Source organism: Paraburkholderia sp. IMGN_8 (assembly GCF_038050405.1).
In the GTDB taxonomy this organism is placed as follows: domain Bacteria; phylum Pseudomonadota; class Gammaproteobacteria; order Burkholderiales; family Burkholderiaceae; genus Paraburkholderia.
Window position 1 is genome coordinate 2,980,613 of the sequence record NZ_CP150900.1, and the last position, 15,975, is coordinate 2,996,587.

Sequence of the window (15,975 nt, forward strand, 5' to 3'; positions counted from 1 at the left end):
CCTGGTGACAAGGCAGTCATACTTCCGGCGGCGCTGCGCGCGCCGTGGCGGTACTTCCCAACACCGATGGGGCGTGTGCGCCTTCGGCATCATCCTTCCCGCCTCGCACTGCGTGCTCGCCGGAACGGTCTGCATGGGAAACCCGTGGCTTCGTTTGTGCGCATTGGGAGCCATTGGCTGCGCCTCGGCGAGGTGCTGAATGGTGGAAGTGCGGGCCGCTTTGCCGAACGAAATGCAGCCGCGAGTTACGCGAGTTGAGCAAAGGCAATCCCTTACGCTTGAACAACCGCAGGAACGCCGCTGGCGCAGCGAAGACAAGCCGTTACTCCTGATAACCGCCGGCACGAAAGCGCCTGACGGTTTTGTGAAGTACCGCTACGGCGCGCGCAGCGCCGCCGGAAGGATGACTGCCTTGTCACTCACGCGGAATGTGCGAGAGCGCCGATTCCAGATGCTCCACTGCCTCCTCCAAGCCAGGGGACCCGCTTAAGAGTTAGCGGTGTGAAGCCGCTTTCTTTGCTTACTTTCTTTGCGGCGGCAAAGAAAGTAAGTGCCTGCCCCGCACAGGGGCGACGCTAATAGACCACTAACAAATCAAGGAAAGGCCACCGCTGTAAGCACAACCACCATGCCGCCGCTAAAGGCAAAAAAACCTAATCAATCCCGAGCCGAGCCCGAATAGCCGGCAACATATATTCCACCGCCGCACGGCCCTCTTCAATCGCCGGCGCGGCCCGATGAAAATCAAAAATCCCCATCCCCCCCAACCGCGGTTGAATCAAAATATCCGCCGGTTCGCCGGCAAGACGACTCCGCGTAATCCGCACTTGCATGATATCGATGCTCTGCGCGATCGAGCTAAGCATCGAAGGCACGCGCGTGCTCGGCGCAGGCGGCACCCGAACATCGTCGACACCGCGTGCCTCAGCCGGTGCAAGCCACCGTGGCCAAGGCTTGCCATTACGCCGTAATGCGACAGGCGGCGGCGCTGTCGGATCAATCGCGGGCGTATCGACCACCGCGCCGCCAAAATCGCGGCCGTTCAGAATATCGTTGTTCAGATCGACAGCGATCACGCAGTCCGCCCGCATGCCGCGCGCCACCGAGACCGGCACCGGATTGCTCAAGCCGCCGTCCACCAGCCACACGCCGTTGTGCCAAACCGGCGTGAAAATCCCGGGAATCGCAATCGACGCGCGCACGGCATCCACCACGCTGCCGTCCTGCAACCAGCTTTCGCGGCCCGTATCGAGTTCAGTAGCAACCGCCGCGAACGGCATGTTCAACTGCGCAATCGAGCGGCCGTCGAATTTGTCCGCGAATAACTGGATCACTTTACGCCCGCCTAGCAAGCCGCCCGACAGACGCAGATCGAGCAGACGCACCACCGTTTGCCACGTGAGCCGCGAAACCCATTCTTCAAGCCAGTCGAGATCGCCGTTCGCATACACCGCGCCGACCAGCGCCCCGATCGATGTGCCGCACACCACATCCGGCTTGATGCCCGCGTCTTGCAACGCGCGAATCGCGCCGATATGCGCCCAGCCGCGCGCGGCGCCCCCACCCAACACCAGCCCGATACGGCTGTATCGACGTCGATGTATCATTTTTCCCTGCCTTTTCTTGCCTATCGCCCGCGCACCACGTCCGAGCGCGATGTGGTGTACACCTTGTGAAACTCGTCGAAGTGGACGTTGAAAATGCCCTCTTCCGTCACACCGCCCTCGCGCCACTTCCAGCTCCACACGGTTTCCGGCTTCAACGGAAACACGGCGACTTCGCCCGGCTTGCCGAGCAGGCGGCGCACTTCGTCCTCGGTCATGCCGATGCGAATCTTCGCGAAGTTGGCGGCGGTGAGCACCTGTGTGATGGCTTGCAGTTTGCCGTCGCTGTCGATGTCGACCATGTAGGTGTTCAGCCCTTGCGGACCGCGCGGATATTCGAGGCGCTTCGAGCCGTCGGTAAACGTCCGTTCGGTTTCGGGCTTGCCCATCTGGTCGCGGACTTGCGCTTCGCTCGTGACGCCGGGCGTCATGTTCTTGAGCAGTAATGCGTCCGGTTTGACGGCGTTGAAAAATTCCTTGAGTTTTTGCACGGCGCGGTCGCTCTGTTGGTCGTCGCAGCCGGCCAGCGCAACGCACGCGCTCAGCATGGCGACGGTAAGCAGTTTGAGGCTCACAGCAAGTTTCCTGTACGAATGCGGACGCGTAACGCGCACGCATCCCGTTGTGTAGTGTGTACTACAGGATAACCGCGTGCAGGCAAAACCGCGAGCGCCGCCCGCAAGGAGGCTGTCAGTCTCCTTGCGGCGCGGTTTGCTGCGAGTGGGCTAGGCAGAGGAAAACGCGAGGGGAAAAGCCGCAGGAAATACGGCCCAGAAGCAAAAAGGCGACGCTGTGCAAAGCGTCGCCAGGCCGGTCGGTACGGTCACCGAACGGTGGGGGCGGCAGAAAAGCCGCCCGAAGCGAAGCACCGCGGACGACGCGCAGCGGCCTGGTTCCCGGCGAAGCGGTGAGAGACCTTTGATCTCCGACCTTACGCCATCGCCGGAATGGCAGACCGCTGCTTGTTTGGCCGCCCTGGTCCCTCGATAAGCCTTCTAGGTGCAGCCAATCTAAACGCATTGACGAACTTAGACGAGAGCGCGTTTACACCGAATTGGCAGATGATTTCTGGCTGAGCGGCACAGGCCCCACGCCGCGCCGAGTCGTGCATCCTCACACGGTCGAAAACGCGGCGAAACCCGCCCGCCCCGCGCCCAGCAGCACGAAATCGTTCTGCGGCGTATGAATCCGCGCGCACAGCACATCGCGATAGTGGCGCTCGAGCGGATTGTCGCGGCTCAAGCCGGGATTGCCACTCGCCTCGACGGCCAACTGCACTGCTTCGATCGATTGATTCGTCACCATGTATTTGACGAGCGGCGCTTCGTCGAGCGTCACGTGTTGGCCGCGCGCGCCCGCGTCGAGCAGCACGCGATTGTTGAACAGCAGCGCGTCGATCCGGCCGAGCGTCTGCGCGAACGCCGGCAGGCTCGCGAGCGGCGCGCCGAGATTGCCGGGTGTGCGGTTCGCGGCCCACTGCGCGAACCAGTCGCGCGCGGCCCGCGCAACGCCGTCGTAGACCGCCGGCAACAGCACGCTCATCCACGCGAAGCCGAGCGGATCGAGCCCGGCGCCGGGCTCCCCCGGCGGATGCACATCGACCGCATGCGCGGCTGGCACAAACACGTTGTCGAATACCAGTTCATGACTGCCGGTGGCGCGCATACCGAGGTGATTCCACTCGCTGCCGACCCGCACGCCCGGCGTATCGCGATGCACCAGCCACACGCCGACGCGCGGCGGCGTCTCGTCGCTGCGTGCCCACACCGCGAGCCATGTGAGACCGGGACTGCCGGTCGAATACAGCTTGCTGCCATCGATACGCCAGCCGTCACCACTGCGCTTCGCGATGGTCGACGGCAAGCCGCCGCGCGCCGGCGTGCCGAGTTCGGGTTCGACGCGCAACGCGTTGATCAGCGCGCCGTCGCGCACCGCTTCACGCGCGACGCGTTCGCGCAGTTCGACGGGCCAATGCGGATTGCCCTGCAAGCGCTGATGAAACAGGTACTGCATCACCAGCACCAGCGCCGTGGACGGCTCGCCGCGCGCCACCGCACGTATGACCTTCAACGCCTGCGGCAAGCTGGCGCCCGCGCCGCCGAGCGACACGGGCACCGTCAACGAGAGCAGATCGAACTCGTGCAAACGCGCCAGATTGGCGTGCGGAAATTCGGCAGTGCGGTCGTAGTGCGCTGCGCTCGCGGCAAACCCGGTGGTGAGTTGCGCGAGCAGCGCGTCGAACGCATCGCTATCGAGCGGCGGATGACGGCGCGTCACCGCGCTTTCGGCAATCGTGGCATTCATGCGAGAACTCCGGCACGCCGTGTTACGGCAGAGGGAAACTGCGATCGAAGCTCGCGCGCACGTCGAACGATTCGGCGCGGCGATCGAACGGCAATTCAAGGACGCCCGCGCGTAGCGCGCGGCCTGAGCCGCACACGACACTCGCTTCAATAAGCCGTCACGTCAGATCACATGAAAACCGTGCGTGCCGTCGCGGCCGAGTTGCGCGACGAGACCGTATTCCCACTCCAGATACGCGTTCATCGCTTCGCGCGCGTTGTCGGTACCTTCATACGGACGCCGGTAACGGTCGATGCGCGGCGAAGCCAGCCGCGTCTCGCCGCTTTCGACCGGCAAGCCCGCTTCGATCCACGCGTTCGTGCCGCCGCTCAGCACCTGCACCGGCTTGCCGGTCAACGCGGCCAGTTCCGGCGCTGCAAAGCGCGCCAGCAGACTGCTGCCACAAGTCACCACATAGCGTTGCGCGTCGGGCAGCTTGCGCACGGCGTCATGGAGTTGCGCGCGAATCACGTACCACGCACCCGGAATATGACGCTTCACGTAGTTCGCGCTCGTCGTGAAATCGAGCACGACGGTGCCGGGCGCCTGCAGCAGCGTCGCCAGCCCGGCGGGCGAAATCTCATCGGCGTCCGGCGGTGTGGGCGCATACCGTGCAGCGGGCGCCGCGCCCCGTTCACTGAAGTCGGCGGCGCCCAGGCCGTCCACCACGTACACCTCGACGTTCATCTGCGCGAGCCACGATGCGCTCATGTTCGCGCGCACGCCGTCGTTGTCCGCGAGGATCACGCGCGCGCCGCGCACCGGCGCGAACATGTCGGTTTCCTGCACGAGCTGACCGCCGGGCGCGCTGCGAAAACCGGGCACGTGGCCCGCTTCGTATTCTTCCGGCGTACGCACGTCGAAACGATAGACGGTGCGTACCGCTTCGTCGGCCCAGCGGCGCGCTTCGTCACGCGACGTGCGGCCCACTTTCGCGCGATCCGCCACCTTGCGCGCAGCGTCGGCGGCGGCCAGACGAACTTCGTCGTCGATATTCGGATCGAAGCGGCGCGAACTGCCGTGCGCGAGCGGCTGACCGGCGAGCGTCCAGCCGATCGTGCCGTTGCGCAGCGCCGCGACCGGATTGGGCACGCCCGCGTTGATCAGCGACTGCGCGCCGATGATGCTGCGGGTGCGCCCCGCGCAATTGACGATGATGCGCGTGGCGGGATTCGGCGCCAGCTGCCGTGCGCGCAGCACCAGTTCCGCGCCCGGCACGCTGATACTGCCGGGGATGTTCATGGTCTGGTACTCGTCGAAGCGGCGCGCGTCGAGCACCACCGCGTCGGCTTCGCGGTCGAGCAGCGCCTGCACTTGCGGCGCTTCGAGCGACGGCGTATGCCGCTCGCTTTCGACCAGTTCGCCGAACGCCTTGCTCGGCGCGTTGACGTCCTGGAACAGCTCACCGCCGGCCTTACGCCAGCCTTGCAGACCGCCTTCGAGCAAGCCGACCCCGGTATAGCCCAGCTCGCTCAAACGGCGCGCGGCGCGTTCGGCGAGACCTTCGCCGTCATCGAACACGACGATCGGCACCGCGAGACGCGGCAGACGCAGCGGCGCTTCCAGTTCGAGCCGCGACAGCGGCAGGTTCGCCGCAAAGAGCGGATGACTGCGCGCGTGCGGATCTTCCTCGCGTACGTCGACGAGCGCGATTTCCTGGCGCTCCAGCAGCGCGCGGCGCACGTCCTTGAATGAAAGGGTACGGAACTCTGTAGCGAAACTCATGGGATCGGGAACTCCTTCGAAACATTCCAGATATTGGGCAACACGTCGTTCGAGTAGCCCGAGATGAAATTCTTACGGCCGCCGCTTGCCGGATAAACCGAGCGCGTCACCGCGCCGATATTTGCACCGTACACGTGAATGCTGATCGACGTAAGGTCGCCAAAAGCATTACTGACACGATGAATATCGCCGATGCGCGGCGACACGGCATCCACGGCGCCGGCGTCCAGACGCCGCGGCGCGCCCTCCTCGACTAAGGTGCCGCCTGGTGCGACGCGATAATCCTGTGCAATTTCCGCGCCACGCAGCACCCCGATCAAACCCCATACGGTGTGATCGTGCACCGGTGTCGCTTGCCCCGGTCCCCAGACAAAGCTGACGACCGAGAAACGCTGCCGTGCATCCGCGTACAGCAGGAATTGCTGATAGCGCTCGGGATCGGGCTGCGCGAAGGCGTCGGGCAACCAGTCGTCGTGGGCGATCAGCTCGCGCAGATGCGCGCCGCCGGCTTCGAGGAGTTGCGCTTCGAGCACGGCGTCGTCGACAAGGGACGCGATCCGGCCGACGAACGCGCGCAGCCGGTCCGTTCTTAAGGCTTGGGTCATCGAAAGCTCAAGGAGGGGTGACAGAAATCGGGGAGCCGGCTCAGGTGCCGTGGGCGAGCGCGGCGTTGAAGGTGTCGGTCCACAGCAGCGCGACATCGACGCGCCGATCGATCACCGCCGCGCGCGCGAAGGTATCGGCAACCTGCTGCTCGCTCGCGATGTCCGCCGCCGTGACGCCGGTGATGCGGCGCGCCTGGCTCTGGTTGCGATACAAGGACAGAATTGCTTCTTCCGGCACGCGCAGTTCAGTGGACAACACCTTTGCGTACGCGTCCTGATGCTGGCCGAACCACGTGCAGGCGCGTTGCAGCCGCACCAGCAGATCCGCGGAAGCGGCGCGCCGTTGCGGGTCGGCCAGCACCGCAGGATGTCCGTAGTACAGGTAATTGCCGGACAGATAACCGTTGGCGTTTTTCAACACGCGCGCGCCGGCTTGCGAGATCGCGAGCGGCACGTTGTAGCCGTAGATCGCCCATGCATCGAGCGAACCGGCATTGAAGGCGGCAAAACCGTCGCGCGGCGCGAGCGAGGTCGCCTGGATATCGCTAAACGACAGCCCTGCTTCTTCGAGCATGCGCAGCAGGTAGTAATGCGTGGTGGTCGCGCGCAGATAGCCGACGCGCTTACCCTTCAGATCGGCAATCGAACGGATCGTCGAGCCCTTCGGCACCAGCACGACCTGGTTGTTGACGTCGTCCTTGTAGACGGCGATCACGCGCACCTGGGCGTTTTGCAGTCGCGCGAAGATCGGCGGAATCTCGCTGCCCGAGGCGATATCGAGCGAGCCGCCGTTCATCGCTTCGATCATCGCGTTGCCGGACTGGAATTCGGACCAGTCGATCGTGTAAGGCGTATCCGCGAGGCCGGCCGTTTTGAGCAGCGTGGCATCGCCGCCTTTGTAAGTCGCGACACGCAGACGGACTTTGCTGAGGTCGAGGTGCAAGTCGTTGTTCCCGGTTGCGGCAGACGCGGCTCGCGCTGCTGCTGGAACCAGGCTCGTGCTTGCGCCGAGGAGTGCCATGGTTGCCGCGGCCGGCAACGCGGACATAAGCCGGCGGCGCCGGAGCGAAACCGGCGGGTCGAAACGTTGGGTCATGTTGGGAGGCGCTCAGGTCAGTACGTCGGGCTCGGCTTCGACAAGCCCTTCCAGCAGGCTCTCGAACGCAAACAGTGCGCCGCCTGGGCGGCCCATCTGCTCGTGCGTGAGCGTCGCGACATCGTGTGGAATCGCTTGCGGCGTGCCGGCGGCTTCGGCGAGCAATTGCGCGTGGCAGGCGTTATCGAGCGCGATGTACCACCACGCGGCGGCCTCGACGCCCGGACCAGCGGTAAGGATGCCGTGATTCTTCAGGATCACCGCGCGACGAACGCCCAGCGCCGCCGCGATGCGCGCGCCTTCATCGGTATCGAGCACGACACCGCGGAAATCGTCGAACAGCGCGTGGTCCTGATAAAACGCGCAGGAGTCCTGCGTCAGCGGATCGAGTGTGCGGCCGAGTGACGACCACGCTTTGCCGTAGAGCGAATGCGTGTGCGCCGCCGCGACCACATCGGGACGCGCCTCATGAATCGCCGCATGAATCGCGAAGGCCGCCTGATTCACAGGACCCTCGCCGATGACGATCTCGCCCTGCGCATTCACCAGCAGCAGATCGGACACGCGGATGCGGCTGAAGTGCTTGCCGAACGGATTGACCCAGAAATGATCGGACCATTCCGGATCGCGCGCGGTGATATGACCGGCGAGCCCCTGATCGAAGCCGTAGCGCGCGAACAGACGAAACGCCACTGCGAGGCGTTCTTGCCGATGGCGGCGTTCATCCGCGATGCTTTCGCGCGGCGGCACGTCGTCGAACCAGAATTTGCGTATGGGTTCGTGGCGCTGGAGCGTCGGTGCCTTGCCCGCAGGCGTGTTTTTGAGGACGGCGACAGACAGATCGGTCATTGGGGCTCCGTTCAGGCGGCCACGCGCTCGACGCGCGCGATCCGTTCGCGGGTGGCTGGAATCAATTCGCGGCCGTAGTCGATGGCGTCTTCGAGCGGATCGAAACCGCGCACGAGGAAGGTCGACACGCCGAGCGCGTAATACTCGGCGAGCGTATCGGCGACCTGTTCGGGCGTGCCGACGAGAGCGGTCGAATTCGAGCGCCCGCCGATTTCCTTGGCGATGCCGGTCCACAGACGTTCATCGACGCGATCCGATTCACCGGACGCCGCCAGCAGACGCCGCGCGCCTTCGCTTTGTGCCGGCCCGCCGACGCCGAGCCCTTGAGCCGCGCGCAGCCGGCGGGTTTCTTCGAGTATGTGATCAGCGCGTTCCCAGGCGGCGGCTTCGGTGGCGGCGAGAATGGGCCTGAACGACACCGAGAAGCGCACTGTACGGCCGTGCCTGGCGGCTTCGGCGCGCACGCGGGTGACCTGTTCGCGCACTTGCGCCTTCGATTCGCCCCAAAGCGCGTAGACATCCGCGTGACGGCCGGCGATTTCGAGCGCGGGCGCCGAGGCGCCGCCGAAGTACACGGGGATATGCGGTTGCTGGACCGGCTTCACTTCGGAGAAGCCTTGTTCGAAGCGGTAGTACTGGCCCGCGTGATCGAAGGGTTTATCTTCGGTCCAGATACGGCGCAGGATGTGCAGGTATTCGTCGGTGCGGGCGTAGCGTTCGTCATGCGAGAGGTAGTCGCCATCGCGGCGTTGTTCGGCGTCGTCGCCGCCGGAGATGATGTGGACTGCCAGGCGGCCGCCTGAATAGTGATCGAGTGTTGCCAGCTGGCGCGCGGCGAGGGTCGGCGCCACGAAGCCGGGGCGATGGGCCAGCATGAAATGGATTTTTTCTGTGACGCTGGCGGCGTGCGCTACTGTCAGGAGCGCGTCGGGGCTCGTCGAATGATGCGGCACGAGGATGCGGTTGAAGCCCGCTGTCTCGTGCGCGCGGGCGAATTGTTCAATGTAGTTGATGTCGATGCTCGGGCCTTGTGGCGCGTGGGTTTCAGACACCTTGCGGGTCTGGATCATGCCGATGAATTCGATTGACACTTTTGTGGCTCCCAGGGGGTTTTTTGCCCAGCGGGGCGGTGGCTTTCTTTTGTTCGCTTTTACTGCTGCGGGTGCTGCTCTGCTCGAGGGGTTAAGGTAGCAGCGCTACATGCGGTTGTTAAATATTGATCAGCCATATCTATATCGGTTTTGCATGTATTGATTTTTCGTTTTTTTTGCCTGCGCGGCGCTTATGTCTGTGTGCCTGCGGCGTTTGCCTTTCCTTGATTTCTTAGTGGTTTATTAGCGTCGCCCCTGTGCGGGGCAGGCACTTACTTTCTTTGCCGCCGCAAAGAAAGTAAGCAAAGAAAGCGGCTTCACACCGCTAATTTTTAAGCGGGTCCCCTGGCTTGGAGGAGGTAGTGGAGCATCTGGAATCGGTGTTCTCGCACACTCCGCGCTTGTGACAAGGCAGTCATACTTCCGGCGGCGCTGCGCGCGCCGTCGCGGTACTTCCCAACACCGATCGCAGATAGGCGCCTCCGGCATCATTCTTCCCGCCTCGCACTGCGTGCTCGCGGGAACGGTCTGCCAGGGAAACCAGGGGCTTCGTTTGTGCGTGATTGGGGGCCATCGGCTTTGCCTCGGCGAGGTGCTGAATGGTGGAAGTGCGGGCCGCTTTGCCGAACGGAATGCGGCTGCAAGTTACGGCAGCGGAGCAAAGGGATGCAGTCGCGAGTGACGCTAGCACCGCAAAGGCAAGCCGTTACACACGAACCACAGCAGGCGCGAAAAGCGCCCGACGGTTTTGTGAAGTACCGCTACGGCGCGCGCAGCGCCGCCGGAAGTATGACTGCCTTGTCACCAGCGCGGAGTGTGCGAGGGCACAGATTCCAGATGCTCCACTACCTCCTCCAAGCCAGGGGACCCGCTTAAGAATTAGCGGGGTGAAGCCGCTTTCTTTGCTTACTTTCTTTGCGGCGGCAAAGAAAGTAAGTGCCTGCCCCGCACAGGGGCGACGCTAATAGACCACTAAGAAATCAAGGAAAGGCCAACGCCGCAGGCACACAACCAATAGCGCCGCGCAGGCAAAAAAAACCAGCCAGCCATTACGCGCAAATAAACCCGTTCCACGAACGTGGACATCACCAGGCGATCAGCAAGAAACCAAAACCTTTGCCACAATGCCCCATCGCGCGAAAGCGCAAAAAATAGCAATTGAACAGAACATGATCCCTTTCTCGGTCCTAGACCTATCGCCAGTCACCGCAGGTGCCACCCCAGCTGAAGCATTCAAAAACACACTAGACCTGGCGCAGCATGCGGAAAATTGGAACTACCACCGCTACTGGCTAGCGGAACACCACAACATGACCGGCATCGCCAGTGCCGCCACCTCAGTGGTGATCGGCTACGTCGCCGGCGGCACCCGGAAAATCCGCGTCGGCTCCGGCGGCATCATGCTGCCCAACCACGCTCCGCTAGTCATCGCAGAGCAATTCGGTACCCTCGCCTCGCTCTATCCGGATCGCATCGACCTGGGCCTCGGCCGCGCGCCCGGGACCGATCAGACCACCGCCCGCGCGCTGCGCCGCGATCTGCAAAATAGCGCGGAGTCGTTCCCCGACGACGTCGTCGAGCTGCAACGCTATTTCGCCGACCCCGTGCCGGGCCAACGCATTCGCGCCGTGCCAGGCGCCGGTCTGCATGTGCCGCTGTGGCTGCTCGGCTCATCGCTCTACAGCGCGCAACTCGCCGCGGCGCTCGGTCTGCCATTCGCGTTCGCGTCGCACTTCGCGCCCGATCACATGCTCACCGCGCTGCGGCTCTATCGCGCGCAATTCCGGCCGTCGGCGACACTCGATAAACCCTACGCCATGGTCGGCGTCAATCTGTTCGCCGCCGATACCACCGCCGATGCGCAGCGTCTCTTCACGTCGCTGCAACAGCAGTTCATCAACCTGCGCCGCGGTACGCCCGGCCAGTTGCAGCCGCCCGTCGACCGGCTCGAAGCAGCGGAAATGGAGTTGAACAGCGTCGCGCATTCGCTCGCCTGCACGGTGCTCGGCGATCGCGATGCGGTGCGCGAAGGCCTGCTGTCGGTGATCGAACAAACCGGCGCGGACGAGTTGATGCTGACCGCGCAAATCTACGATCATGCAGCCCGCCTGCGATCGTTCGAAATCGCCGCGCAAGTGCGCGAGGAATTGATCGGCAGCAGGTAACAAAAAGGGCGGCTCTGGCCGCCCTTCTTCTCGTTGATCGCCTGAGTTCGAGTCCAGACTCGAGTCCGGGCTCAGCGGTTCGCCGGCACCGCCGCCAGGCCGTCGAGCAGCGCCTTATGAAACGCCTGCGGGTCTTGCATCTGCGGCGCGTGTCCCAGCGCCGCGAATTCGACGAGCGTCGCATGCGGAATCGCCTTCGCCGCGGCCTTGCCCAGTTCCGGGTAATGGCCGATCTTCGCGCGCACCTCGGGCGGCGCTACATCCTTGCCGATAGCCGTGGTGTCCTTCTGACCAATCAGCAGCAGTGTCGGCATCGGCAACTGGCCCAGTTCGTACACCACCGGCTGCGTGTAAATCATGTCGTACAGCAGCGCGGAATTCCACGCGACGATCTGTTTGCCGGGGCCACGGTACATCCCTGCCAGCATCTGTACCCACGGTTCATAGTCCGCGCGCCACTGGCCTGCGTAGTAGGTCGACTGCTCGTAGCGGCGGATGCCGTCCGCGGTAGTCTTCAGCTCGCGCTCATACCATTGGCCGATCGATAGCGACGGCACGCCCTTCGCTTTCCAATCCTCGAGCCCGATCGGGTTGACGAGCACAAGTTGCTGCGTCTCGTGCGGATACATCAGCGCATAGCGGATCGCGAGCATGCCGCCGGTCGAATGGCCGATCACGGTTGCGTCGGTCACGCCGAGCGATTCGAGCAGCGCGTGCGTATTGCGCGCCAACTGCTGAAAACTGTACTGATAGTGCTCAGGCTTGCTCGATTTGCAGAAACCGATCTGGTCGGGTGCGATCACGCGGTAGCCGGCGTCGCTCAGGCGCTGGATCGTCGTTTCCCAGGTCGCCGCGCAGAAGTTCTTGCCGTGCAGCAACACCGCCGTGCGGCCGTTGGCGTGCTCCGGCTCGATGTCCATGTACGCCATATGCAGCGCCACGCCTTGCGAGGTGAAGTCGTACTGCTCGACCGGCGCCGGATAGTTGAAGCCCTGCAACTCGGGGCCGAAAGCGGGACCGCCGTTGTCGGCGGCGCCAGTGGCGCCGCCGGCTACGGCCGGACTGGCGGCGCTGGCCGGCGTTGCGGTCGAACCGACCGGTGCAGCCGCGAAAGCGGCCGGCGCGGCGGCAAGCGCGCAGGCGCTCAGCAAGGCGAACAAAGAATAGCGGCGAAAACTCATCGACAGGATTTCTTGCAAAGAGAAAGCAAAGGAAAACGCGCAGGCCGCGCGCCGGCAGTCGCGCTCAAGCCCCGTTCACGAACCGGCGATTCTACGACGCGCCGCCGGACTCCGCTGCCGCGCGCGCATGCTCATGGCGGCGTCGGCCGGTTTGGCACACATATTGCGCCGGGCCATCGCGCGCTCAATGTGTCGTGGCGCACGGATGCGTGGCGTGCAAGCGGCGATCGTGCGCAAGGTGGGAACGCGAGCGGCATCCGCACAATTCAGACTACGCGCCCGCGCCAAATCGGTGCTAGAACTAGCAGACGGAGCCGCAAATACGAAGCCGTCAGGCAGCACGATCCAGAAGCAGGCAGGAAAGCGAACTAAAACCAGCACAACGGCTAAAAACCAGCGGCCAGAACCACCGGCTAGAACAAGTCCAGCATGGCCATCCGGGGGATACAAACCAAGGAGACAGACATGGAAAGTCCGGCACGCCTGAACGATCTGCAACGCACCACCCTCGCCATCGTCCTCGCGGGCGGACGGGGCACGCGGCTCGGGCCGCTCACCAACAAGCGCGTCAAACCGGCGGTGCACTTCGGCGGCAAATACCGGATCATCGACTTCGCGCTGTCCAATTGCCTGAACTCCGGCATCCGCCGCATCGCGGTAGTCACGCAATACAAGGCGCACTCTCTGCTGCGCCACTTGCAGCGCGGCTGGGGGTTCCTGCGCGGCGAATTCAGTGAATTCATCGATCTGTGGCCCGCGCAGCAACGCGTGGAAGGCGCGCACTGGTATCGCGGCACCGCGGACGCGGTGTTCCAGAACCTCGACATCATCCGCTCGATCAGGCCGAAATACGTCGTGGTACTGGCGGGCGATCATATCTACAAAATGGATTACACGCGGATGATCGCCGATCACGAAGAAAGCGGCGCGGATTGCACGGTCGGCTGTATCGAGGTGCCACGCATGGACGCGGTGGCCTTCGGCGTGATGGCGGTGGATGAAAACCGCCGCGTAACCGGCTTCGTCGAAAAGCCGGCCGATCCGCCCGCGATGCCCGGCCACCCGGATAAGGCGCTCGCCAGCATGGGCATCTACGTGTTCAACGCCGACTATCTGTACACGCTGCTCGAAGAAAACATCTCCACCGTCGACACCGATCACGACTTCGGCAAGGACATCCTGCCGCGCGTGGTCACGCAAGGGATGGCGATCGCGCACCCGTTCAGCATGTCGTGCGTGTCGTCGGACCCGAGTGTGGAGCCGTACTGGCGCGACGTCGGCACGATCGACGCCTATTGGGCGGCCAACCTCGACCTCGCCTCGACGATCCCGACGCTCGACCTGTACGACCGCAACTGGCCCATCTGGACGTATCAGGAGCAATTGCCGCCGGCCAAATTCGTACGCGACATGAAAGGCCTGCAAGGGACCGGCAACAATCTGATCGTGTGCGGCGGCTGCGTGATCTCCGGTTCGCAGATTTCGCGCTCGGTGCTCTCGTCGAATGTGAAAGTGAATTCGTTCTGTAACATCAATGAGGCAGTCTTGTTGCCGCAAGTCACGGTCGGAGCGAGTTGCCGGCTGCAGAAGGTCGTGATCGACCGCGGTTGCACGATTCCGGACGGCACGGTGATCGGCGAGGATCCGGTGAGCGATGCCGAACGCTTCTACCGTACCGACGACGGCGTCGTGCTGGTCACGCCCGAGGCGCTCAGGCAGAAGATCAGTTGATCCCCGGGTCGTTGGCGAATGCGTTGGCGAAGAAAGCGCCGAATGAAGCGCCGCCCGCGTCGCGGCTGAACGAAATCTCGCACTAACAGGAATGAGACAGAGCCTATGACGATCCGCGCCCTGCACGTCGCAAGCGAGCTGTATCCCCTACTGAAAACGGGCGGTCTCGCCGACGTCGCGGGCGCGCTGCCGCCCGCGCTGATCGAGCGCGGCGCCGATGTGCGGGTGCTGCTGCCCGGCTTCCCCGCGGTCGCCGCCGGTCTGACCGACTTGCGCACGGTGGCGCAACTGGGCCGCCGCTTCGATGCGCCCGCGGTCACGCTCGAACAGGGCACGCTGCCGTCGAACGGCCTGACGGTCTACATGATCCGCGCCGACACGCTATACGACAGGCCCGGCAACCCCTATCTGAACGACGAACACGTGCCCTACGGCGACAACGCGCAGCGCTTCGCCCTGCTCGGCTGGGTCGCCGCGCAACTGGCGCAGCAACTCGATCCGGCGTGGTCGCCGCAGATCGTCCACGCGCACGACTGGCACGCAGGGCTCGCGCCCGCCTATCTGAAGGCGGCCGAACGCCAGCACGGCCGCTCCTTCGCGCCCAGTATTTTCACGGTGCACAACCTCGCGTATCAGGGCATTTTTCCGGCCCATCAGTTCGGCCAGCTGGGCCTGCCGGACGACTTCTTCAGCATGCACGGCATCGAGTTCTATGGGCAGTTGTCGTTCCTGAAAGCGGGCCTCTACTACAGCGACCGCATCACCACCGTCAGCCCGACCTACGCGCGCGAAATCCAGACGCTCGCCCAGGGCGGCGGACTCGACGCGTTGCTGCGCCATCGTTCGCACGACTTGAGCGGCATCCTGAACGGCGTCGACTACACCGTCTGGAACCCCGCCACCGACCAACTGCTGGTGGATCACTACACGGCTACGCGTTTGGCCGGCAAACAGGCGTGCAAGGAAGCGCTGCAAAAGCGCTTCGGCCTCGCACCGAAAAGCGATGCGCTGCTATTCGGCGTGGTGAGCCGGCTGACCGAGCAGAAAGGCCTCGACCTGCTGCTCGCCGCGCTACCCGAAATCGTCAAGCGCGGCGGCCAGCTGGCGGTGTTCGGCACCGGCGACCCGGCGCTCGAAAACGGCTTGAAACGCGTCGCGCACGCCCATCCGGAAGCCGTCGCGGTCGAACTGGGCTTCGATGAAAAGCTCGCGCATACGATCGTCGCGGGCAGCGACGTGATCGCGGTGCCGTCGCGCTTCGAGCCGTGCGGGCTGACGCAGCTCTATGCGCTGGCTTATGGCTCGCTGCCGCTCGTGCATTGCGTCGGCGGCCTGGCCGATACGGTGGTCGACGCGTCGCTTGAAAATCTCGCCGACGATCTCGCTACCGGCTTCGTGTTCGAACGCTTCGAACCACAGGGCCTTTCCGCAGCGATCCGCCGTGCGTTTGCGCTCTATGAGCGGCGCACCGAATGGAAAGCGACGCAGCGGCGCGCGATGCACCAGGACTTCGGCTGGGGCGCATCGGCCGAGCAGTATCTCGCGCTGTATCGGGAACTCGCTTAAAGCCGTTTGGCGCACCGCC

Annotated in this window: 12 protein-coding genes; 3 read left to right on the forward strand and 9 right to left on the reverse strand. The window is 64.1% G+C overall.

Going from position 1 to position 15,975, the window contains the following annotated elements:
- Positions 1-653 precede the first annotated feature (653 nt).
- From WN982_RS13710 to WN982_RS13745, 8 genes are all read right to left on the reverse strand, one after another.
- Complete coding sequence (locus WN982_RS13710) at positions 654-1,607, reverse strand: patatin-like phospholipase family protein (protein ID WP_341312526.1); 954 nt, start codon at positions 1,605-1,607, stop codon at positions 654-656.
- Between the two features lie 20 nt (positions 1,608-1,627).
- Entirely contained in the window at positions 1,628-2,179 is a 552-nt protein-coding gene (locus WN982_RS13715) for a hypothetical protein (RefSeq protein WP_341312527.1), read from the reverse strand.
- 538 nt (positions 2,180-2,717) lie between these two features.
- Positions 2,718-3,908, reverse strand: coding sequence for an acyl-CoA dehydrogenase family protein (locus tag WN982_RS13720; protein ID WP_341312528.1), 1,191 nt, complete (start codon positions 3,906-3,908; stop codon positions 2,718-2,720).
- Between the two features lie 162 nt (positions 3,909-4,070).
- Entirely contained in the window at positions 4,071-5,672 is a 1,602-nt protein-coding gene (locus WN982_RS13725) for a rhodanese-related sulfurtransferase (RefSeq protein ID WP_341312529.1), read from the reverse strand.
- A complete protein-coding gene (locus WN982_RS13730; RefSeq protein ID WP_341312530.1) occupies positions 5,669-6,277 on the reverse strand; it encodes a cysteine dioxygenase in 609 nt (202 codons plus the stop codon). Before WN982_RS13730 ends, WN982_RS13725 begins: the two co-directional genes overlap by 4 nt.
- 40 nt (positions 6,278-6,317) lie before the next feature.
- A complete protein-coding gene (locus tag WN982_RS13735) occupies positions 6,318-7,220 on the reverse strand; it encodes an ABC transporter substrate-binding protein (protein WP_341312531.1) in 903 nt (300 codons plus the stop codon).
- Positions 7,221-7,385: 165 nt separating this feature from the next.
- Positions 7,386-8,222, reverse strand: a complete 837-nt coding sequence (locus WN982_RS13740) for a class II aldolase/adducin family protein (protein ID WP_341312532.1) — start codon at positions 8,220-8,222, stop codon at positions 7,386-7,388.
- A gap of 11 nt (positions 8,223-8,233) precedes the next feature.
- On the reverse strand, positions 8,234-9,313 hold the full coding sequence (locus WN982_RS13745) for an LLM class flavin-dependent oxidoreductase (RefSeq protein WP_341312533.1): 1,080 nt from the start codon (positions 9,311-9,313) through the stop codon (positions 8,234-8,236).
- A 1,169-nt stretch (positions 9,314-10,482) separates the two neighbouring features.
- Here WN982_RS13745 and WN982_RS13750 point away from each other — a divergent pair.
- Positions 10,483-11,478 (forward strand): LLM class flavin-dependent oxidoreductase, encoded by a 996-nt coding sequence (locus WN982_RS13750; protein WP_341312534.1) that lies wholly within the window; start codon positions 10,483-10,485, stop codon positions 11,476-11,478.
- Positions 11,479-11,549: 71 nt separating this feature from the next.
- On the opposite strand, the gene WN982_RS13755 is transcribed toward WN982_RS13750, so the two are convergent.
- On the reverse strand, positions 11,550-12,659 hold the full coding sequence (locus WN982_RS13755; protein ID WP_341312535.1) for an alpha/beta hydrolase: 1,110 nt from the start codon (positions 12,657-12,659) through the stop codon (positions 11,550-11,552).
- 465 nt (positions 12,660-13,124) lie between these two features.
- Here WN982_RS13755 and glgC point away from each other — a divergent pair, with 465 nt between their 5' ends.
- Complete coding sequence (gene glgC / locus WN982_RS13760; protein ID WP_341312536.1) at positions 13,125-14,390, forward strand: glucose-1-phosphate adenylyltransferase; 1,266 nt, start codon at positions 13,125-13,127, stop codon at positions 14,388-14,390.
- 105 nt (positions 14,391-14,495) lie between these two features.
- The gene (gene glgA, locus WN982_RS13765) at positions 14,496-15,956 is read left to right on the forward strand and encodes a glycogen synthase GlgA (protein WP_341312537.1); all 1,461 of its coding nucleotides are present in this window, start codon (positions 14,496-14,498) and stop codon (positions 15,954-15,956) included.
- Positions 15,957-15,975: the final 19 nt, after the last annotated feature.